Source organism: Roseovarius maritimus, assembly GCF_043355895.2.
Lineage (GTDB): Bacteria > Pseudomonadota > Alphaproteobacteria > Rhodobacterales > Rhodobacteraceae > Roseovarius > Roseovarius maritimus.
Genome location: NZ_JBHFPF020000010.1, coordinates 22,439 through 41,619 on the forward strand (window position 1 = coordinate 22,439; position 19,181 = coordinate 41,619).

The following is a 19,181-nucleotide window of genomic DNA, read 5'->3' on the forward strand; positions in this document are numbered from 1 at the left end:
CATATCCCCGGTATGAGTTCGCTTAGAAAATACCAGGCCGAGGATGTCGATAAGCTCCGCGACACACTCCGCCAGGGCGCGAAGAAGGTGCTCTTTGAAGCGTCGGTAGGCTACGGCAAAAGCGTGGTCATCGAGCACCTGGCCGCCGCGTATTCTGCAATTGGAAGGCGGGTCTGGGTCTTATCGAACAGATCGGCCGTCATCAATCAACTTCACGATAGAACGGGCGAAATGCCGGGCGTGACTGTCATGACTGTCCAGGCCGCGGACCGACGACGCGAGAAGCTCTCTGCCGAACCTGCCGCTCTTATTCTGGTCGATGAGGTGCATATGGGTGGAGCCGCGGCACAGTATCGCCCCGTCCTGGATTGTGCACCCTATGCGGTCGCGATCGGCTTCACAGGCACGCCAAGGCCGGAAACATTTTCTGTCTTTCCTGCGCATGTGCAGGGCAAGGGCGCGGCCTGGCTGACTGGGCAGCGGCTTCTCGCACCTCTCAAATACGCAGTCTCGAATGAGATGGATCTTCGTCATGTGAAGAAGCGGCGCGGCGAGTTCGATGAAGCGCAGATCGTCGAGATGATGTCGGAGCGCAGGATCTATTCCGATGCGATTGTAAAATTGGTAGCGTCCGAGGACGTGGTGTAATTTCACCGGCGCTGCCGGTGTAGGGAGAGGTGGCCATGCGTGCGAAGTTCTGACCGGCAAAGACAGCGATGACGAAGCGAAGAGGAAGATTGCTGCGCTGAAGGACGGCGGGCTTGTTTTTTCAATAGATAAAATTTCAGCCGGCTTTGACCTTCCTGATCTCCGGACCCTTATATGTCTTCGGCCGACCGCCTCCCCCCAGCTTTGGGTTCAGCAACTGGGACGCGCCGCCAGGGCATCGGACGGCAAGGAATTCGGCCGGGTGGTCGATCATGTCGGCAATGGGCGCCGCGTGGGCAGCCTAACGATGCTTCGAAATTGGCGAGACCCGGACGAAGACAAGCAAAAAAGACAGACAGAGGACGGGCAATGCTTGGGTGTTCGGCAGTGCGGGGAATGCATGGCTATGTTCGACGCCGGGCCATCAACCTGCCCGGAGTGCGGCACATCCCTAGCAAAAGAAACCCGCATACCAACAGCCGAGTCTGTCAAGCGCTTCCCTCTGAATCTGGCCAGCTCGACCGCGAGAGATGCCGAGCTCGTCTGCAACGGCATCGAGCGAAACGAAGTAATCTTGGAGAACTCGCTTCGAAAGCACGTATTTCTCTCGCTTATCGAGACCGGACATGGCTTCGAGCAGGGCCGATCTCACCCGATCGGCATCCAGTCCCTCATCAACATGCGGCGCATCGTCGGCATACTGTCGGCTTTTCGTCATCATCTGAGAGCTCGAACGGAATAGAATTCCGCATAGCCATCGCTTCTGCCGCAAATTCAGGGGAAGCGATCAGTGCGTTTTCTCACTGCATCCGGCGCCGCTTATTCAACTCTTGAACCCGCGCTCGATCACACGGTCGGCAATTGCCGCGGGTATGCCGGACACCATCTACAATTTTCTTGGTCGGGTATGCCGAGTCCGGCCCTACCCAGCCACACTTGGAGCATGTCTTGAACCACACCCCATCAATCCAACGATGACCGACATGGAGCCGCTTGTGAGTGACTGTATCGACGCACTCCAGGTTCTCTAACCGATTGTCTGTGCGATCATGATTGATGTGATGGATTTGGTAGCCAGGCGGTATGGCGCCATGAGCTTCTTCCCAGATCAGCCTGTGTTCTCGATCGAGCCTGCCGTATTCATTGATGACGAGCCAATACCCGTCTGAGCCGATAAATTTGGTTCCTGGTGGCTGTGTTGGTTTTGGTTGTGGCATTCGACATCCTCCTGAAGAGGAGGTCGCGCCCGGTGTGAGATCTCGCTCCCACAAATCGTAAATAGCTTCTTGTAGACTCCCGATGTTCGCGCAATGTTCTGGTATGGCCCGACACACTTCACCCGACAAGCGCACCGACGACACCGCATTCCCGGTGCGCATCAAGATTGCCGTCCCTCGAACAGGCTTCGGCCAGGCGATACATGAACCGCTGATCTGGCTTGGCAACGAACTGGGCCCGGGCAACTACGTGCATCACAGCACGCAGACGCTCGGCGGAGATTCGATCGCGTTCTATTTTCGAGACATAGAGGCAGCCCGATCTTTCCTTGCCGCCCATCCAGCTCTCAAACTTGCTGACGGCACAGAGAGCATCGCCTACAATTCAACTGCGCAAGACGGCGCCTGGTCATCGGAGCACTTTCTCGGCGTGTGTAATCTCTACTCAATGACAAAGGGGCAGGCGGCTATCCGGGCGCTATTCGAGAGCCTGAAGGACAGCACCGGCAACCTGCCGGCATTGCCACGGATCTATCCAGATTCCGCAGCTCCGGTCATCCGCAATACTGACGATGGGCACGAACTGGCCATGATGCGATGGGGCATGCCCTCGCCGAAGTTTACACTGAAAAACAGAAAGACAGACACTGGCATAACGAACATCCGCAATGGCAAATCGCCACACTGGCGACGCTGGCTTGGAGTCGAGCATCGGTGCCTGGTGCCGTTCACCTCATTCAGCGAATACGAAAAGCCAGGCGGCGGCCCGGCGGTGCCGGTCTGGTTCGCTTTTTCCGAGGATCGACCGCTGGCATTTTTCGCCGGTATCTGGACGGAATGGACATCAGTCAGAAAACTCAAAGAGGGCGAGACGACAAATGATCTCTACGGGTTTCTGACGACAGATGCTTCCGAGCCCGTCAAGTCAATTCATCCAAAGGCAATGCCCGTGATCCTCACTGATCCCGGCGATTGGAAAGCCTGGCTGACTGCGCCGACTGAGGACGCCATGCAGCTGCAAAGACCGTTGCCGGATGACATGCTGGAGATCATTGCGAGGGGTGAAAAATCAGATCCTAACTGATCATGCCATTGTCCGTAAAGGACACCTTTCACACGCTTTTCGACGTCATGCCGGCTCATCGCGACCGCACCCACAAACTGGCCTATTTCCAACGCGTCAGGGCGTTCGAAAACGATTACGCGCAGGTCAGGCCAGTCTATTCTAGTCTCTGTCTCTGTGCGACGTATTACAGGCTGTGTGATCATCCTCCCATCGTATCAGTCTCGGGATAACAGTTCATGAAGGTGCAATTCAGGGTTGCGCTCGACGCCGTGTTCGATATCAAACCCGCAAAAATCGAGGGGCAGTCATGGCAGTAAAGACATACAGACAAGTCGATAGCATGGGCGAATTGCTGAACCGCATGCCGGTAGAGGATCGGAGGGACTTCTTCTGCCGTCTCAGCGATGACGGGATTGCCGATGTCGGGGTGAAAAATCTTCGAGTCCAACGGCTGCCGGACTGTCTCAAGTCAATGCACGATGATATGGGCTCCGAGGAGAAGGCAGACGCATATCTCTTCACAGACCATGTTTTGAATAAGACGTATCTTGGCACAGTCTCAGGCAGTGTGGGGATGCCCGTGCGCGCCTCAAAAGAAGATGTTGAGGCGATCCACGAAGCATATTGGGGCTACCGGTGCGACGCGCTTGAAAAGAGCCTCTCAGAGCATATCGGCCAGGATAAGTTCGAGGTCGAAGATCCGATTACAGGAGCAACATGGAAAGCTTGGAACCTCCGGATGTGCGATGTCATTCCTGACGGTGTCGGAGAGTTGCATGTCGCGCATTGTGAAGAGACTGGAGATAAGCTGACATTCGATCCAGGAGACGATGGGTCTGTCAGGATCGTCATACGACCGGGAGACGATGATGAGCTGGTCTATGGGTTTCTGGCTGAGTTGAAATAAAAGACCCCCGGTCGTAGCCGGGGGAAATAAATCAACCTTCGATCATGGACTGGATCTCTGCCGTGTCAGGCATCGCTAGATGAGGAGGGCTGTAGGTAGTTTCCCAGAAAGCATATTCTCCGAGGTGGTTATCAAACTTTCCAACGGTTATTGTGCCATCCGACATGTTGGCTTCCTCGTATTAATCTTGAGACGCAAGATGGGGCAGGCTTGCTCTGATACGATCATGGCGCATTGCTGATATGCCTTCCCGAAGAACGCTCAGGCTTTTCAGGATGATCTCATTTGCCAGGCTTCGCTTTTTCAGGATGCTCTCGATCTGACTGTCCGAAAGTTTGTGGTCGGATGCTTTGACGATCGCTATCAGGCCGCCCCTTGCATAACCGAAGCCAGATCTGGCGCGCTTCTTCATCGAGGGGAAAATGCTCTCCATTTCATTGAAAACTTCGTTCAACTCTCGATGAACCCGCATGAAATCCCGATCCAGCGCTTCAAGAAGCTCAGGTATTCCTGATGTCACGGCAGCCGAAACCTTGCGCTGAGCCGACTTCTTTACTCTGATATCAAGATCTTTCTCGATCTTTGCGACAGTCGACTTGTCAGTGAACCCTACTGCGCAGCAATGTCCGCAGAGTGCTTTGCTACCGTCTGGCAGTAGCGCAAATATGCCCTTGCGGTGCCACTGACGTTGCTTGCAGAACGAGCACCGGACAATCTTTTCAGATAAGTATCCGTCCAGTAGCATGACCGGACGGATACCGGGCTCAACTTCGAGAACGACACCAGGCTGTTGCTCGGGATCGGTTATGACGAAATCCTCGTCGGGGAGAACTTGTTTGCTCAAATTGTCGCGCCTCTACAATTATCATTGACGGGGTTCGGTTTCCCGTGGGTCAAGTTATACCCGATTCGTTCTCTTGTGGGAAGTGATCTGGACGGCGCAAGATGTTGTGGCTGATGGGAGAACGAAAAGACCCCCGGCCGAGACCGGGGGCAAGTTGAGGTATGATCCGGATTTGCCGCCGGTCCGGCATCTGATCAAGTACCGATGCGAAGTCTATCGGCAGCTTTCTTTGCTTCACGTATCTCAGCAACAGCTTTCGACCGCCTGATTTTCTCGGCCTTTGCGTGCTCGGCAAACAACACATGAACGCGCGGGCTGATCGTCCACTTCATCTTGCGGAAGTCTCCGACCGCAGCTTTGCCGCCGTCCGACCAAAGCCAACCCATGAGTTCGAGGGCGTTCATTGCCTCACCGAGCGCCCTGTGATCTTTTGCGAGCGGACGGTATATCCGGCCGATCTGATATACAGTGATCTCTTTGACGCCGTGGGCCAGGATATGCCCAGCCAACCAGCGTGCGTGCTGCATGTTGTCATCTGTTGCGAGCACTTGCGTATACATCCGGACGGCCTCAGGCAGGAAGAATTTCACAAGCAGGTCGCGCGCTTGGATTGCGGTCTCCTCGGATATCTTGCGAGCAGGGGTCTTCAACTCACCTTGTTTTGTCTTCACATCCCCGTCCTTGACTGTCGAAGTCTCGAAAACATCGCAGAGCGGGCTCTCCTCTTGCGTCCAGACATCGTCCGAAACGAATTTGATCATGTGAAGAATAAGGCACAGGCGCGCCCAAAGACCGTCCCACTTCGAGAGATGCTCCGAAAGGCCCTGGTCGATCGTCGGCAGCTTCTGGATGAGCATACGCTGCATACGGAGATCAGCACCCATCGCCGCAGCTTCTGGAGTCATTTGGACTGCCCAGCCTTTCTCAGAATGCGCATGAGGGAGTTCGAGATCGTAAATCTTCTGGATCAGATCAGAGTATGCCTGCTCTGCATTCTCGTTCTCCAGGAAGTCCTCTCCGAAGCACGGGCGCGGGTTCACAAACAAAAAACGAGCCATGAAGCCGTCGGCATCCATTTTTGAAAGCCGCTTGCGGACAACATCATCTTGAATGCCCCCGTAAACATTCACTCCAAAGCTATCGCAATGGACTTCACGTGACATTCTATCGACCGTAGCCGGATCGCCGTTATAGCCTTCAAGCCATGTCGCTTTTTCGCTATCACCAGCGCCATTGTATTTTCCGAAACCACCAATCCAAGCCGCAATTTCGTCCCGGAAAATCGCGACGCCGCGGGGATTGTCAGCGCATATCTCGATTGACTTCTCAAGTCCTGCATCTTTCATAAAAAGACGCTTCATGATGGGCTTTTCGGGCTCATCTGGGATGCGATGACCTTCTTTTGCAGCATGAGCGCAGTCGGCCTTCCACTGAAGCATATCTTTTTTGTAGCCCTTAGCCAGTTCCTTGTTTTCTTCGACGAGACTCTTCTGGATTGTGAATATCGGCGCGAAAGGAGCCTTCATTGTAGCTGTCTTGTTGGCGCCGGAGTTACCAGAAAGACCTGACCAGAGGATGGGCTTCTCACGCCATTTCTTGACATGAAGCTTTGGCTGAACTGTGAAGCCTTCAGGTATCGCCGTTGCGACAGCAACAAGGCATCCAGCTGCAATGGCCTCTGGGTTTGTCCCGATCGAGCGGGCATTGTCTTCCGCGAAATCCCATATCACATCAGGAAGGGTTCCGCGCTCAAGAATAGGGTTACCAGTCAGGCTGGCGTCGCCGAAAAAATCGACGGGATCACGCGGATCGCTTTTTTCCTCTTGCTCGATCTCTTCATCGACAACCTCTTCGAAAGATGTTTCATCATTGATCTTGTCCGCAAAGTCTTCATCGCCCGTGTCCAGCTCGAACGCTTCCTCGAACTCGATTTCTTTCATATCTGACATTACCCATACCCCATGGTCTTTTTGTTATTAACACGAGAACGTTTTCTGTCTCGTCCTTGGGACTTAGGATCGGAAAAATGCCATCCAAAATGCTATTTTCACAAAAATGCAAGGGGTGTTCGTGTGAAGTGTGTGGAAGTTTACTAAGGTATTGAAAATAATGAAAAATAAAAATGTATCTGCAAGAACTCGAGCCCTTTTAGTCGCCTCCCAAGTTGCTGATTTATATAGACTTCACAAGAAAATCACTTGCGCGCGCAATGATGAAGTTCCCATTTTCAATCTTCTTCTATACTCAGCCTTATGAAATCACACACTTCCCACCAAATACCTTCACGCGCGTAAGTGCGAAACGTGTGAAATTTTTGTAAGTAGTGGAATTGTAGGGATTTAATTCGCGCTAATTCGCGGAAATCTCGAAGTTCGCTTTGTAAAATGTGTGAAATTGACTCTGGCCTGGCAGTCGAAAAGGAAAATTCTCCTTCGTGATCTCATGAACTGGCCAATGTTCTCCTCACAAGCGAGGAGCCCACATGACCCAAGACCCCGAAGACCGAATTCAGGACGACCTCACCCTCGCGACCGCCTGGTGCGAGCATCTTTTCCCAGGCGAAAGGCCGATCCTGTTATTCGCGGCATGTCAGAAGCGAGCGGAAGGCATCGGAATGCTGATGGCAGATTACAGCTCTCATATACGCAGGGATTGCCCAGTAGTCGATGTGGCGCGCTGGTCGATGGAGAAACGCGGACACTACATCGAATGGATTCCGGGAGTCGAAGTCTTATTCATTCTATCTGTTTCATCTGTCTGTCTTTCGGAGCATGAGCGTATTGCAGCTATTCAATTTTTCTCTCCGTCTTGGAGGGCAAGCATATGATTGAGTTTCGGTGCAACCCGGATCTTGTTGGCTTCGTGCGGGGTGATGGGGTGGATGTCGCGGTCACATATTGCGGCGTCCGAGTTTTCGATACCAAAGCGGCGGCACATACATCTGAGGCGGACTTCAATCACGATCTCTACGCGCAGTTGCTCGAAGATTATATCAATGGACTTTCGGCACATGAGAGGCTCGAACTTATTGGCAAGTTTCTCGCAGCCAGGCATGGCGACCAATGACATATGAAGATGACATCAGAGAGTCGCTGAGCGCGCCTCTGATGAGCGTTTGTGCGAAATCGGTATGTCGGCTCATCAGCTACTGCATTTGCGCACTGTGACGCTGGAGTGCCCCCATCGAGTGGTCCAGTTTGAATGTTAATGCATGGTCGGTCTTTGGTCTATCGGGACGATGCTTTTAGGTGCCGGCGGTCGGTAGCCCAACGCGCTGTGCGGCCTGACCGTGTTGTAGTGGCGACGCCAGCGTTCGATGAGGACCTGTGCCTCGCGCAACGTGGTGAAGACCTCGCCGTTTAGCAGCTCGGTCTTAGGTAGCAGATGCACCAAATTGACGGATGGACCGAAATGGCGGCTTAGGGTGCAATCGGTGGTATGAGCGAGCTCCTGATTGTCCAGACATTGAAGCAAAAGCGCGCCGAGATTCTCGGGCAGATCAAGGCCTACGAGGCCCAGATCGCGCATGCCAAGCACGACCTTGTCCACGTGAACGCGACCATCGAGCTGTTCTCGGCGCCGGAGCGCCAGCGGGCGCGATACATCGTGAGCCACGGGTTCTTCAAGAAGGGCGAGATCGCCGAGATCTGCGTTCAGCATCTCGGCGCTGGCACGGAGATGACGACGCGGGAACTGGCTGAACGGGTGATGATCGAGCGCGATCTCGAGATCACGGATACCGCGCTGCGAAACTCCGTGGTGTTCAAGGTCGTCCAGGCGCTGCGTCACGCCAAGCGCCGCAAGCTCGTGCGCATGGTGGAGAAGCGGCAAGGCATGTGCGTCTGGGCAGCTGGCGACGCGATTACGCTGCGCGTCGTTGCCAGTAGCCCTTCCAAGCCCGGCTGATCGGCGCGGCCAGTGCCCCTCCGATCAGGCGATCCGCCAGGGTTCCGTTGCTCTCGGAGCGATGGTCTTCGAGCCAGGCTGCGTGGGCGGCATAAGCGTTGAGATAACGCCCTTCGACCCGCAGATGCTGGCCACCGATCATGCGCCTGAGCCGCGAGAAGTAACTCTCGGCGAGGTTGGTATGCGCGCCGCCGCGACTGTAAGCCTCGGAATGGTTGATCCGTTGCATGTCGAAATCGCGATCGAGCAGATCCCAATGGGCAATCTCGTCCGCGGAGACGACGCTCCCAGGCTCGATCCTTTCTCGGGCGAAGTCCACGCCCAGGGCTTCTCGAAGGAAGGTCCGCGTCAGTGTCCGGCCCCCGCGCTGACGCAGCACGACGACCACGCGGCGCTTGCCGCTGCGGTTGGCAAGTCGTCTCCGGTCGATCCGCTGCTCGCGCAGGTTGGCTGGCCGGACGTGGCCTCCGAATGCGGCCCCATCGACTTCGACCTCGCCGTCGAGACGGGCCTCACACGTCTCCGCCGTCATGGCCTCGCGCAGCTTGTGCATGAGCACGAACGCCGTCTTGTGCTGCACGTCGAGATCCCGCGAGAGCTGCACCGCCGACAGGCCCTTCGAGGCATTCACGAAGAGGCAGATCGCGCCGAGCAGGTCGACGAAAGCCAGTTTGCGCGATGCAAAGATGGTCCCGGAGGTCACGCTGAACTGGCGATGGCATGCCGCGCACTTGAAGCGGCGGCGAGTCGTCAGGTCATAAATATCGAGGCATCCGCAAACCGGGCACACAGCCGCGCCCTCCGTCTCCGGCCACCGCAGGCGGCAGAACCGTCGGTATGCTGCATCCTCACCTTCGGAGTAAATCGTCTTCAACGAAAGGGTTCGTGCAGCCGCCGAGAGCAGGAAATGTTGAGCCATGATCACCTCACAGTGTGACGTATGTTCACACTATGTTCTCAAGCGAGGGCTGCGACAAGCGTTTTGGTGCATCTGCTACCTAAGACCGTAGCAGCTCATCCCGGAAGCGGGCGTTGAAGCTTTCGCAGTAGCCGTTTTCCCACGGTGACCCGGGGGCTATAAATGCCGTCTTTGCGCCAACCGCTCCGATCCAGGCGCGCACCTTCTTTGCAATGAACTCCGCGCCATTGTCTGATCTGATGTATTCCGGTGGGCCGCGCAGGATGAACAGATCAGTCAGGGCATCGACCACGTCGACGGAGTTGAGCTTGCGTTTGACTTTGATCACAAGCGCCTCCTTCGTGAACTCATCGATGATGTTCAGCGTGCGGAAGACCCGCCCGTCGTGGGTCCGATCCTGAACGAAGTCGTAGGACCAGACGTGGTTTGGACGCTCCGGTCGGAGCCTCACGCACGATCCGTCATTCAGCCAGAGCCGTCCTTTCTTGGGCTGTTTCTGAGGGACTTTCAGCCCTTCCCGCCGCCAAATCCGCTCCACGCGCTTGTGGTTCACATGCCAGCCGCTGTTGTTCAGCATCCCGGTAATCATGCGGTATCCATAGCGCCCATACTCTTCGGCCAGCGCGGTGATGTCCTCTGTCAGCCGGACTTCGTCCGGCAGTCCACAGGGCACCTTGCGCTGCGTAGAGCGATGCTGACCCAATGTGCGGTACACCCGGCGCTCAGATACGCTGAGGGTTTGCCGCACATTGTCGATGCATTGCCTGCGGCGGGAAGGGCTTAAAAGTTTCCCCGGGCGGCCTCCGCGAGGATCATCTTGTCCAGCGTCAGATCCGATACCGCGCGCCTCAGGCGGGTATTCTCGGCCTCGAGCTCCTTCAGCCGCTTGAGCTGATCGCGGCTCATCCCCCCATATTGCTTGCGCCACCGGTAGTAAGTCTGAACCGTCACGCCGATCTGACGCACAGCCTCCTGGACCGAACTCCCTTGGCCTTGCAGCACTTCAACTTGCCGTAGCTTCAGCACGATATCCTCGGGCTTCTCGCGTTTGCCTGCCATCTCGTCGTCCTCCTGAAAACGGGATATTCCTATCCCAAAAGGTGGACCACTTCAGTGGGGGCACTCCAACGCCTGGGAAGCGGCAAGAGATCGTGTCGGAGTTTCTTGTTGAGTATTTATTCAGGGATGATGACTGAGTGCTTTGGATCGGGTTTCAGGCGACTAAATACTTATCACCACAAGAAAGACAAGCAGACAGGAGGTGGTGATACATTCCGAAATCGCGTCACTTGGAGATCTGATGTTCCGGTCTGCGAGGTCGAAGTTCAGGCGCGTGGGGATAACCGGGGTATCCTTATTGCTCCTATTTGCCCAGGGTCTGAGCCAAACACTCTGCGTGTGAGGATGTTCTCAAAGAAAGAAGGTCAAGACCTCGGCCGATCGACCGTTCCCATGTCGATACCGTCGGATAACGAGCTAGGCACTGTATATGATGCTTGGTCTCAGCTCTCCTCTCATCAGCGCCTTTTAACAGGCTGCTGAAAAACACCGGTCTCGACGCGGTTTCGAGAACATGATTCACCCTTGTTACGGCGGCAGCGGGGGTGGCGATGCGCGGGACGGACGAGGCGGCGGGATCGCTGTTCAGCTATGTCGATCTTGAGGAGCGCGTTCCGGCGCGGCATCCGCTGCGTTTGATCCGCCGGATCGTCAACGACGCGCTGGCGAGCCTCGATGCCGAGTTTGGCGCGCTCTACACCGACTTTGGCCGCCCCTCCATCGCACCGGAGCGCCTGATCCGAGCGGGCCTGCTACAAATCCTGTTCTCGATCCGATCCGAGCGGCAGTTGATGGAGCAGATGGACTACAACCTGCTGTTTCGGTGGTTCGTCGGGCTCGGCATCGACGATCCGGTCTGGGTCCCGACCGTGTTCACCAAGAACCGCGACCGGTTGCTGACCACGGACATGTCTCGCAAGGTGATGGCCGCGATCCTGGCACACCCGGAGGTCCGGCCGCTGCTCTCGGCCGAGCACTTCTCGGTGGACGGCACCCTGGTCAAGGCGTGGGCGTCGATGAAGAGCTTTCAGCCGAAGGACAGCCCGCCACCCGATCACGACGACGATCCCGGCGGCCAGCCGCCACCAACCCAAGAGCCCCCCGCAGACACCGACCAGCAGACCGAGACCCAGCCGATGCCCGACACGCCCCGCCAGCCCCGCAACGCCGAAGTGAACTTCCGGGGCGAGAAGCGCTCGAACGCGACCCATGCGTCGGTGACGGACCCCGATGCACGTCTCTATAAGAAGGCACCGGGCGCCGCGGCGATGCTGTGCTTCATGGGCCATACACTGATGGAGAACCGAAACGGCCTGGTCGTGCAGGCGGACCTGACCCATGCCGATGGGCATGGCGAGCGAAAGGCGGCGCTCGAGATGATCAATCGCCACTCACCGGGCTCGACCCGGCGCCTGACGCTTGGGGCGGACAAGGGATATGACAGTGCCGACTTCGTCGCCGATCTCAGGCGGATGGTGGTGACGCCGCATGTCGCGCAGAAGACCCGGCATTCCGCCATCGATGGTCGGACCACCCAGCATCCCGGCTACGCCCTGTCCCAGCGGCGCCGCAAGAAGATCGAGGAATCCTTCGGCTGGGCCAAGACGGTGGGCGGCATGGCCCAGACCGTTCACCGCGGCCTCGACAGGGTCCGCGCGCAGTTCACGATGACCATGGCGGCGTGCAATCTGGCCAGGCTCCCGAAGCTCCTGGCGGTCTGACGGAAAAGGCAATCCAGACCAGGCGACTGCCGCCGATGCCGTAGAGAACCGACTTCAAATCGTGGCGGCAGGAACAACGTCCTTCAAGACCGACTTCTTCAGCAGCCTGCTAATGTTCGCGTCTGTAAAATACAGGACGCCAAAGGGCGGGTATCAGAAAGGAGGTGCGGCATGACCCCGGACAACATAAACACCTTGATCATCACCCTCGGCGTGCTCGCATTCGCCGCAATGGTCCTTTGGGCCTCCGTTCGGGCAGCGAGGGCCATGGAGGAGGTCGATAGCTTCGATCGAGGCTATGACTGCGGCCTTTCTGATGCCAATCGAAATCAATGGACTTGGAGCGAAACAAACACGCCCGTCGGCGGATCGTCGGTGAAGAAGAAGGGAGGGCAGGGGTGATGCGCTGGAAGACAAAGCCATACAATACATGGAAGACTGGGTTTGCTTTCTGGCCGTGCAAGATCGAAGGTCAATGGGTTTGGCTTGAGCGGTTCGAGTGGCGAGATTGCGGGCGATATGGTGAATATCGTCTGATGCGCGGAGGGCAGTCCTGATGCGCCCAATCGACGACCCTCATGATGAATGGACTGACACTTCCGGACTGACCGGGGCCGGTGGTGCGCAATGAAAATCGAGATTGATCCGGCGGATGTGGAGATCCTTGATAGGTCGCCTGACTGCATCCTGACGCCCGCCAGGATTGGTGGATGCACTTCAAGTTCTGGTTCTTCGGTATGGCCTATGAGGGTTCAGACGCCCCAAGCGTGGCGGCAATGACTGACGCCCAAATGAAAACAGCTCAGACGGTAGCCGCGATCGAGGTCAAAACACAGATCGCCGCCATGTCCAACCACGCCTGCCTTGAGTTCTGGCGCAAGACGAAGACGGTCGCATGATTTTCACTGGTGGGCGCGAGATCTCGACAGAAGCGGTGCCTATTTCTGGTATCGCGTGTTGCGCTGTGGAACCATCTTGAACTCGCGGAAGGACGGGCGAACGGTCGTGAATTCCACGTTATCCGATCCTTCCAGATGCCGCTTCAGTCCGGCCGATGATAGACCAGATCTGTAACCGAAAAGGACCTCCCGCAATATCGGTCCGCCGTCGAAATTTAGGTAACACAACTCTGGCGGTTTCTTCTTCCTCCGATGAGCCTCACCAGGGGTCAGGTCGCACCAGATACGCCATTCGGCCTCATACTCCCAGTGGCCGCTCTTCGTCCTTTTCGCGATATCGGTCATACGGCGATTGTATTCGCTATCTGTGAGGACCCGTGAATCCATCCCGATAAGGTCGGTCACATACTCGATCTTGGTGGCTTTCTCTTCTGGAACATCAAATCCGAGACAAACGCCGCGATGGTTGTTGGCATAGTGTGCCCACATGGTGGGAACGTCCCACCGCTCGGAAAAGGAAATGAAGCCCTGTTGTATCGAGTGACCGACGATTGCTTTTCGCCAGGCGTATCTGTTTTTCTTGCCCGTGGCATGGTTGCCAAAATCGAAAGGCATTAGCTCGAATAGGTCGTTTACTTCAGTCGAGAATGACAGTTTCAGCCTTCTGTCTTTGATGCTGAGGTAGCCATATTTGTCGGAAGTGAAGTAATATATCCGCTTTCTTCCCACCCTTGACCTCCCTTTTTTCTCCGCCCACGAACGCCTGGAATTCATTCGTATGACGAAGGCTTTCAGTCGTCGGCAGGATTGTGATGCTTGATGCCAAAATGCGTGTGTAGAAGGCCGAACAGAGCTTCTGCATCAATCTTCATTGGCTCGCCACCTTCCGGTCGCCAGACATTGAGAAAGCCCTCGTCGTCAATGCCTTCGATTTCAACACCATGCACTTCGACCTTTTCCCATTCATCTCTCGAGATCGTTTGGTCGACGTTGTGTCCTGGTGTCGGTTTGGGTGGCCAACTCATTGTTTATCTCCTGTTTTTATGCAATCGGTCGACACCCTGATATCACTAAGTTATCCGGGCCGCATGAAGTATATATACAAGACCCTCGATATTGCTTTTGGCTTGGCGTTTGGTGTGATTATGCTCAGCGCACTTATGTATGTTGCTGGCTTTCTGTCTTTCTTCCTATCGTTCGGGCTTTGGACAGGCGGCATAGGCTGGCTGTATCCTCCGGCTAACTTCATGTTCAGCACCAGTTTCTTCTTCGCTCTCGGGCTCGGCTTGATCGGGGTGATCACAGGATATCTGAAATAGTTCTGATCTGATGCGCGAACACGGCGCAAGAGACGCATATCCTTCTCGAGCGGAATAGGTCGCTCTTTCCATTCAGGCATAGGGGGCGACGGGGCCCCTGACCCCCTCCCCACATAGTGGGTAGGCGGGCAGTGCAGCAGAATTCTGGTTTCAAAAATTTTTTGAAAATGCCTTAACAACAACAGGTATAGCAAATCCCTTTGAAATATAGGGGTGTCGCCGCGAGCACCTGTTAAGAGACGCATATCCGGTATGTAGTCCCCTTAACAGGTTCCGGAAAATGGCAGCTAAAAAATCTCCAACAGACCCCAGACGATGCTCACTGGCAGAAGCCGAGAAATGGCTCGGCGTGTCGCGTCAAACCCTTGTCAAGTGGCTGGACCGTGGCGCTCCAGCTGTCGAGCGACCAGAGGCGAAAGGCAAGCTCGCGATCGTCTCAGTCCCCGATCTCTACAAGTGGTCTCTCGAACGTTCCGTAGATGAGGCAGAGGCTCGTCTTAAAGAGCAGATCGACAATATGGGAATCGACGCTGAGGCCGACCCCTCGCGCATGCCGAAAGAAGAAGCGGACCGCAGAAAGGCCGTACCCGAAGCACTGCGCTCCGAACTCCGCCTGGCGAACGATGCGGGCAACCTGGTCCCGATCGAGGATGTTGGCCCTGCTGTCGCTCTGCATCTTGCCCCTGTCAGGGAAAGACTGATGGGGCTGCACAAAGAGCTGCCTGAGAAGTTGGAGCGCAGGACAGGCGTATCTGCGCGCATCTCAACGAACATGATCCGCAAAGAGATTGATGCTTGCCTGGCCGACATCTCCAAGGAGGTAAAACTCACCGCTCCCGACAATGGGGAAATCCCGGATGCTGACCCTTCCAGCCTCAAGGATTGAGGAACTCGTAAGAGATCCTTTTTCTTTGAGCCGTGAGGCTCTGGGCCGCTTTGTTCGCAAGGCGGCCCTTTCGGCGTTGAAGCCCTCCCCAAAACTGAACGGCCGAGAGTGGGTCGAGAAGCACGGCGTTCACTCAATCGAGACATCGAGCCGTAGCGGCAAGTTCGACCTGTTTCCTTTTCAGGCCGACATGCTTGAACTGATGACGGATCCAGAGTGGCGCAAGACTGCTCTCATGAAGTCGGCGCGGGTCGGGTATACACAAATCGCTTCATTCCTCCTCGGCTATTATACCGAACACGACCCTTCGAAATCGGCTTTCATTCTGCCGACGGAGGCAGACATCGGCGAGTTTGCTAAGGACTCTTTCAATCCGATGTTGCGGGATATCAAGGCCTTGGCAAAAATCCGTGGCGGCATCTCGATGGATGATAAGCTTAACCGCTTCTTTGCAAACGGTTCGGTTGTCTATCTTCGGTCTGCGTTCTCCTCAGACAAGCTGCGACGCATCACCGCCGGCAACATCTTCTGCGACGAGGTCGACGCTGACGGATGGGACTCGTCCGGCCAGGGCGACAAGGTCGACCTCGCTGAGATGCGGACAACGACCGTGCCTGGATCCAAGTTCTTTGCCGGTTCAACGCCCCTCCTGAAAGGCTTTTCCAGGATTGAAGGTCTGTATGAGCGAGGTTCGCAACATCGCCGCTTTGTTCCGTGCCCGCATTGCTCCAGGGCTGCGAACGAAGACCTGTTCCAAGAGGCTGGAGAAGACTGGTGGGTATTCGGCGAGTTGATGGTGGAGAATGGTGTCGTCTTCGAGGGGCACCAGGTGCTCGAATGGGGCGGCGGTGAGACGTTTGGCATTCACTACAAGACCGACCCGGAAGACCCGACTTATATCTGCCGCCACTGCCAGGAGCATATCCCCCACGATCTCAAATGGTGGATGGATCTGCATGGCGAGTTCAGGCCCACGAACTTCGATGATGAGGGAAATGCCGCATTTTTCGCCAAACATTTCATGAAGCAACGCCCGGCCTGACGGGCTATCGCGCAATTGGATGGATTAGGGAAACTGATCAGCAAGCCATGCTCGGAAGCTTCGGTGCCTCAAGCGGGAACGGGATCGACGGGACATCAATGCTCGACACTGAAATTGAGAGATGGGTTGTGCCAATGTTTTTCCGTTATGGGTCGTCGAGCGTCGTTCTCGATGCCACTGATACGCAGGCACCATTCATAGGAATGTTGGATTTCTTCGCATGATTGATGCACTCGAAATCGCAAGGCTCAAGTCAAAGCAGAAAATGCGCGCGCGTGCTGAACGTGCAATCTTGCTGGCTGCTCCCGAGCACGATCAGCGTAATGCGGCACTCGGCATTCTTTCGGATGCGGAGGCGCAAGCTGTTCGTGGCGCGGTTGCGTCGGCGCGCACAGCATACCACGCCGAGGTTGCTGAGCTCGACGTGATTTTGGCGAGCGACAGCGCGGAGAGCGAAAAGCTCGATCAGATCCGGGAGTTGGACCTAAGGCTCGCCGATTAAATAAAGCCGCCTTTCTTGGTTTTTGACAGCCTCAGGACGCAATCGCATATTTTCGAATTTCGTCATCGCCCGCTGACAGGGCGATGATATTCGCCACATCACCAACCATTTGGGCCTTTTCATCGAGCCGTTCGAGATCTTTCACCATGGCGTTAAGTGACACTGCATCATCAGCCGCCTTGATATCCGAGAACATAAGAAAGCGGCTCGAAATCGAGTTCGAGTGCATCGACATCGATTCAAATATGGCTTTCTGACTATTTGGGAAAATCACCACATTATGGGCTTCCCAGTGGGCATGGCGCCCCTGAATATCGGCAGTTTTCGCCACTATCTTTGGTCCGAACACGCTTTGAATGCGTTCAAAAATGTGCTCGTTCGCTTTGCGTCCCTTCGCGTCAGACGCGGCCCTGATGGCCTCTGAGCAGGCACTGTTCGAAGCATTCGCCACGCAGACGATTGCCGCCTCAAGTCGCCCTTCTGGGACCCAGAGAGCAAACATGGAATGACCGTCGAAACCAACGCCATACTCATCCGCCGCTGTTCGAGCAGCACTTGAGAAGAAATCCTGTGCCGCTACAAATTCGGTCTCAACCAATGCGTGCCCCATGTCGGACACCCAGAATCGATCACCGTTGCGCTCGACTTCGACAACGACGGTCGCGCCGCTGGGATACATCACGGGAACATCGACAACGAGTCGCCCGTCCAATCCGCGGACTGCGGAAATGCGGGATAGGGCTTTTTTAACCCTATCAACAGCTTGTGTGTCGCTTTCAGTTGTCTTCACAGCAGTTGGCCTTGATCGCCCGGACTGGGCATGTCTCCTCCGTTAATGATGTTGGTTCTACGACAAACGTAGTCCAGTGCGGTAGGGAAATCTTTTGGCGGGTTTTCGACGATGCGCGCTTGCTCGTCGGTCCGCTTCCTCAGGGAACCGTCTTGGCAGAGACTATCGTAGAATAGGTGTTCGTGCGGGACGCCGGCGTCAATGAAAATTCCGTTGATGTCTTCTGGCCCGTAGAGCTTGTTCGCATGCGCTCGGACGGGGCTCAGCTCAAACCGATAGAGCGCGATGTTCGTTCGGCCAGAGGGTAGGTCGCAATCCAACTGGAACGTCGCGTGTGTCAGAGACCCCGGATACACTAGGACGCGAAAAAACACCCCTCTGGGGACACCAGCTTCGATCTGAACCCGCGCCTCAAGCTTCCTGAGATACTCGGTCTTGTTGTTGCTTTTGGGAGCACTCGCCCACCTCAGCGGCCTTAGCAGCCGCTTCTCGGAAGTGAAGATTGCGTGGGCGTCATCGTATGAGATCGGCATTTCGATTCGGACACTATCCGAGAAGGACGTGAGTGTCTCGTGAAACGCCGGTTTTGGATGGCGTTCGTTCTTCCCTGATTGCCCCTTAGGGCAGGCAAAATCCCCACAAATCAATCGCGTCAGGAACTCCTCCAGGACGCATATCCCTTTTGAAAGGCATCAACATGACCACACTCGCATCTCTCGTAAAAACCCCAAGGCAGGAAGATCACACTCGATCGCGGCAAGATCTCGGTATTTCCTTTGAAGTTGGGCGACATCGCAACGCTTCTGATGAAGCATCCGGTCCTCGTCGCTGGTTTTTCCGCCGGCAAGTCTGATCCGAAAGTTATCACGGCCGCAATCCTGCAATCAGGTCAGGAAGCGGTCAGCGATCTGATCGACGCTGCTACCCGGTCGGAGCCTGGCACTGCCGCTGACCAAGAGCTCACTGCCTTTGATGAGGCAGGAATCCTGATCGCATGCATCGATTCAACCCTGCCGAAAGATGAGGAGCGCCTGGGAAAGTTCCTGACCGATCTGGACGCGCTCATGACCAGGCTCGGTCTCAACGATCTGGCGGAAGAGGAAGCCGAGACAGAGTGAGCGTATGGGCCGCTCTTGTTGAGCGGCTCCAATCAGCGGGTCATAGCGACCCGCTGGAATACACGCCGGCCCAGGCATTCGCATATGGCCAGCTTGCCGATGAGCGGCGCAGACAAGAGATGCAAGATGCTCATCCTGTCCGATATGAAAGATGGCGACTTCCAGGTTCACAGGTTCTCTTACGACTGGATCATGGAGACATACGGCCGCGGCGACTACGCCAAGCAGCTCCGCACCGCCAGGGCAAACGCCGCACAAGACAAACAGATAGCCGATTACGCCTTCTCATGAGACCGAATTTCCGCCCAGGCCAAGTCGAACCCCTCTCCTGTTTTTGA

The 19,181-nt window shown here is 55.8% G+C and carries 23 protein-coding genes and 3 pseudogenes; 16 read left to right on the forward strand and 10 right to left on the reverse strand.

Translation table 11 applies throughout. From position 1 onward, the window contains the following. Positions 1-12: 12 nt before the first annotated feature. Positions 13-648, forward strand: a complete 636-nt coding sequence (locus ACEWPM_RS15680) for a DEAD/DEAH box helicase family protein (RefSeq protein ID WP_393963097.1) — start codon at positions 13-15, stop codon at positions 646-648. A gap of 43 nt (positions 649-691) precedes the next feature. After that, a pseudogene (locus tag ACEWPM_RS15685) lies at positions 692-874 on the forward strand (hypothetical protein); the annotation flags it as partial. Between the two features lie 225 nt (positions 875-1,099). On the opposite strand, the gene ACEWPM_RS15690 reads toward ACEWPM_RS15685, so the two are convergent. Together ACEWPM_RS15690 and ACEWPM_RS15695 are read right to left on the reverse strand one after the other, a co-directional pair. Continuing rightward, on the reverse strand, positions 1,100-1,369 hold the full coding sequence (locus ACEWPM_RS15690; RefSeq protein WP_393963098.1) for a sigma factor-like helix-turn-helix DNA-binding protein: 270 nt from the start codon (positions 1,367-1,369) through the stop codon (positions 1,100-1,102). A gap of 79 nt (positions 1,370-1,448) precedes the next feature. Next, positions 1,449-1,865: an HNH endonuclease signature motif containing protein gene (locus ACEWPM_RS15695; protein ID WP_393963184.1), complete on the reverse strand. Its 417-nt coding sequence runs from the start codon at positions 1,863-1,865 to the stop codon at positions 1,449-1,451. 430 nt (positions 1,866-2,295) lie between these two features. Here ACEWPM_RS15695 and ACEWPM_RS15700 point away from each other — a divergent pair, with 430 nt between their 5' ends. Both ACEWPM_RS15700 and ACEWPM_RS15705 read left to right on the forward strand, forming a co-directional pair. Continuing rightward, a complete protein-coding gene (locus tag ACEWPM_RS15700; RefSeq protein ID WP_393963185.1) occupies positions 2,296-2,949 on the forward strand; it encodes an SOS response-associated peptidase in 654 nt (217 codons plus the stop codon). 289 nt (positions 2,950-3,238) lie between these two features. After that, positions 3,239-3,838, forward strand: coding sequence for a hypothetical protein (locus tag ACEWPM_RS15705; RefSeq protein WP_393963099.1), 600 nt, complete (start codon positions 3,239-3,241; stop codon positions 3,836-3,838). A 181-nt stretch (positions 3,839-4,019) separates the two neighbouring features. Here ACEWPM_RS15705 and ACEWPM_RS15710 read toward each other — a convergent pair whose 3' ends face one another. Both ACEWPM_RS15710 and ACEWPM_RS15715 read right to left on the reverse strand, forming a co-directional pair. Beyond that, on the reverse strand, positions 4,020-4,682 hold the full coding sequence (locus ACEWPM_RS15710) for a hypothetical protein (RefSeq protein ID WP_393963100.1): 663 nt from the start codon (positions 4,680-4,682) through the stop codon (positions 4,020-4,022). Between the two features lie 194 nt (positions 4,683-4,876). Then, positions 4,877-6,631 carry a DUF3987 domain-containing protein gene (locus tag ACEWPM_RS15715; protein ID WP_393963101.1) on the reverse strand — a complete coding sequence of 585 codons (1,755 nt, stop codon included), beginning with the start codon at positions 6,629-6,631 and terminating at the stop codon, positions 4,877-4,879. A gap of 533 nt (positions 6,632-7,164) precedes the next feature. Between ACEWPM_RS15715 and ACEWPM_RS15720 the strand changes: the two genes are divergently transcribed. Next, entirely contained in the window at positions 7,165-7,509 is a 345-nt protein-coding gene (locus ACEWPM_RS15720; RefSeq protein ID WP_393963102.1) for a hypothetical protein, read from the forward strand. Then, the gene (locus ACEWPM_RS15725) at positions 7,506-7,748 is read left to right on the forward strand and encodes a hypothetical protein (protein WP_393963103.1); all 243 of its coding nucleotides are present in this window, start codon (positions 7,506-7,508) and stop codon (positions 7,746-7,748) included. The genes ACEWPM_RS15720 and ACEWPM_RS15725 overlap by 4 nt, the downstream gene beginning before the upstream one ends. Positions 7,749-7,886: 138 nt before the next feature. Here ACEWPM_RS15725 and ACEWPM_RS15730 read toward each other — a convergent pair. After that, positions 7,887-8,057: pseudogene (locus tag ACEWPM_RS15730) on the reverse strand (integrase core domain-containing protein); the annotation flags it as partial. A gap of 63 nt (positions 8,058-8,120) precedes the next feature. Between ACEWPM_RS15730 and ACEWPM_RS15735 the strand changes: the two are divergent. Beyond that, entirely contained in the window at positions 8,121-8,588 is a 468-nt protein-coding gene (locus ACEWPM_RS15735) for a hypothetical protein (RefSeq protein WP_393963104.1), read from the forward strand. On the opposite strand, the gene ACEWPM_RS15740 is transcribed toward ACEWPM_RS15735, so the two are convergent. Both ACEWPM_RS15740 and ACEWPM_RS15745 read right to left on the reverse strand, forming a co-directional pair. Beyond that, a complete protein-coding gene (locus tag ACEWPM_RS15740) occupies positions 8,545-9,507 on the reverse strand; it encodes an IS1595 family transposase (RefSeq protein ID WP_393963105.1) in 963 nt (320 codons plus the stop codon). The two genes, ACEWPM_RS15735 and ACEWPM_RS15740, sit on opposite strands and share 44 nt — an antisense overlap. Before the next feature lie 88 nt (positions 9,508-9,595). Further along, a pseudogene (locus ACEWPM_RS15745) lies at positions 9,596-10,566 on the reverse strand (IS3 family transposase); the annotation flags it as partial. A gap of 551 nt (positions 10,567-11,117) precedes the next feature. Here ACEWPM_RS15745 and ACEWPM_RS15750 point away from each other — a divergent pair. From ACEWPM_RS15750 to ACEWPM_RS15760, 3 genes are all read left to right on the forward strand, one after another. After that, on the forward strand, positions 11,118-12,287 hold the full coding sequence (locus tag ACEWPM_RS15750; protein WP_393963106.1) for an IS5 family transposase: 1,170 nt from the start codon (positions 11,118-11,120) through the stop codon (positions 12,285-12,287). 171 nt (positions 12,288-12,458) lie between these two features. Further along, positions 12,459-12,689, forward strand: a complete 231-nt coding sequence (locus tag ACEWPM_RS15755) for a hypothetical protein (RefSeq protein ID WP_393963107.1) — start codon at positions 12,459-12,461, stop codon at positions 12,687-12,689. A gap of 308 nt (positions 12,690-12,997) precedes the next feature. After that, a complete protein-coding gene (locus ACEWPM_RS15760; protein WP_393963108.1) occupies positions 12,998-13,186 on the forward strand; it encodes a hypothetical protein in 189 nt (62 codons plus the stop codon). 39 nt (positions 13,187-13,225) lie between these two features. On the opposite strand, the gene ACEWPM_RS15765 is transcribed toward ACEWPM_RS15760, so the two are convergent. Both ACEWPM_RS15765 and ACEWPM_RS15770 read right to left on the reverse strand, forming a co-directional pair. Next, a complete protein-coding gene (locus tag ACEWPM_RS15765; RefSeq protein WP_393963109.1) occupies positions 13,226-13,915 on the reverse strand; it encodes a DUF2971 domain-containing protein in 690 nt (229 codons plus the stop codon). Positions 13,916-13,977: 62 nt separating this feature from the next. Continuing rightward, positions 13,978-14,211, reverse strand: a complete 234-nt coding sequence (locus ACEWPM_RS15770) for a hypothetical protein (RefSeq protein WP_393963110.1) — start codon at positions 14,209-14,211, stop codon at positions 13,978-13,980. A 63-nt stretch (positions 14,212-14,274) separates the two neighbouring features. On the opposite strand from ACEWPM_RS15770, the gene ACEWPM_RS15775 reads away from it, so the two are divergent. The 4 genes from ACEWPM_RS15775 (at position 14,275) to ACEWPM_RS15790 (ending at position 16,935) form a co-directional block, all read left to right on the forward strand. Further along, positions 14,275-14,505, forward strand: coding sequence for a hypothetical protein (locus tag ACEWPM_RS15775; protein WP_393963111.1), 231 nt, complete (start codon positions 14,275-14,277; stop codon positions 14,503-14,505). 280 nt (positions 14,506-14,785) lie between these two features. Then, entirely contained in the window at positions 14,786-15,391 is a 606-nt protein-coding gene (locus ACEWPM_RS15780) for a hypothetical protein (RefSeq protein WP_393963112.1), read from the forward strand. Then, on the forward strand, positions 15,363-16,433 hold the full coding sequence (locus tag ACEWPM_RS15785) for a phage terminase large subunit family protein (RefSeq protein WP_393963113.1): 1,071 nt from the start codon (positions 15,363-15,365) through the stop codon (positions 16,431-16,433). Before ACEWPM_RS15780 ends, ACEWPM_RS15785 begins: the two co-directional genes overlap by 29 nt. A gap of 220 nt (positions 16,434-16,653) precedes the next feature. Beyond that, on the forward strand, positions 16,654-16,935 hold the full coding sequence (locus ACEWPM_RS15790) for a hypothetical protein (RefSeq protein ID WP_393963114.1): 282 nt from the start codon (positions 16,654-16,656) through the stop codon (positions 16,933-16,935). Between the two features lie 31 nt (positions 16,936-16,966). Here the strand turns inward: ACEWPM_RS15790 and ACEWPM_RS15795 are convergent, their stop codons facing one another. Next, a complete protein-coding gene (locus ACEWPM_RS15795; RefSeq protein WP_393963115.1) occupies positions 16,967-17,725 on the reverse strand; it encodes a hypothetical protein in 759 nt (252 codons plus the stop codon). Between the two features lie 782 nt (positions 17,726-18,507). Here ACEWPM_RS15795 and ACEWPM_RS15800 point away from each other — a divergent pair. Beyond that, positions 18,508-18,843, forward strand: coding sequence for a hypothetical protein (locus ACEWPM_RS15800; RefSeq protein WP_393963116.1), 336 nt, complete (start codon positions 18,508-18,510; stop codon positions 18,841-18,843). An 84-nt stretch (positions 18,844-18,927) separates the two neighbouring features. Next, on the forward strand, positions 18,928-19,134 hold the full coding sequence (locus ACEWPM_RS15805) for a hypothetical protein (protein ID WP_393963117.1): 207 nt from the start codon (positions 18,928-18,930) through the stop codon (positions 19,132-19,134). Positions 19,135-19,181: the final 47 nt, after the last annotated feature.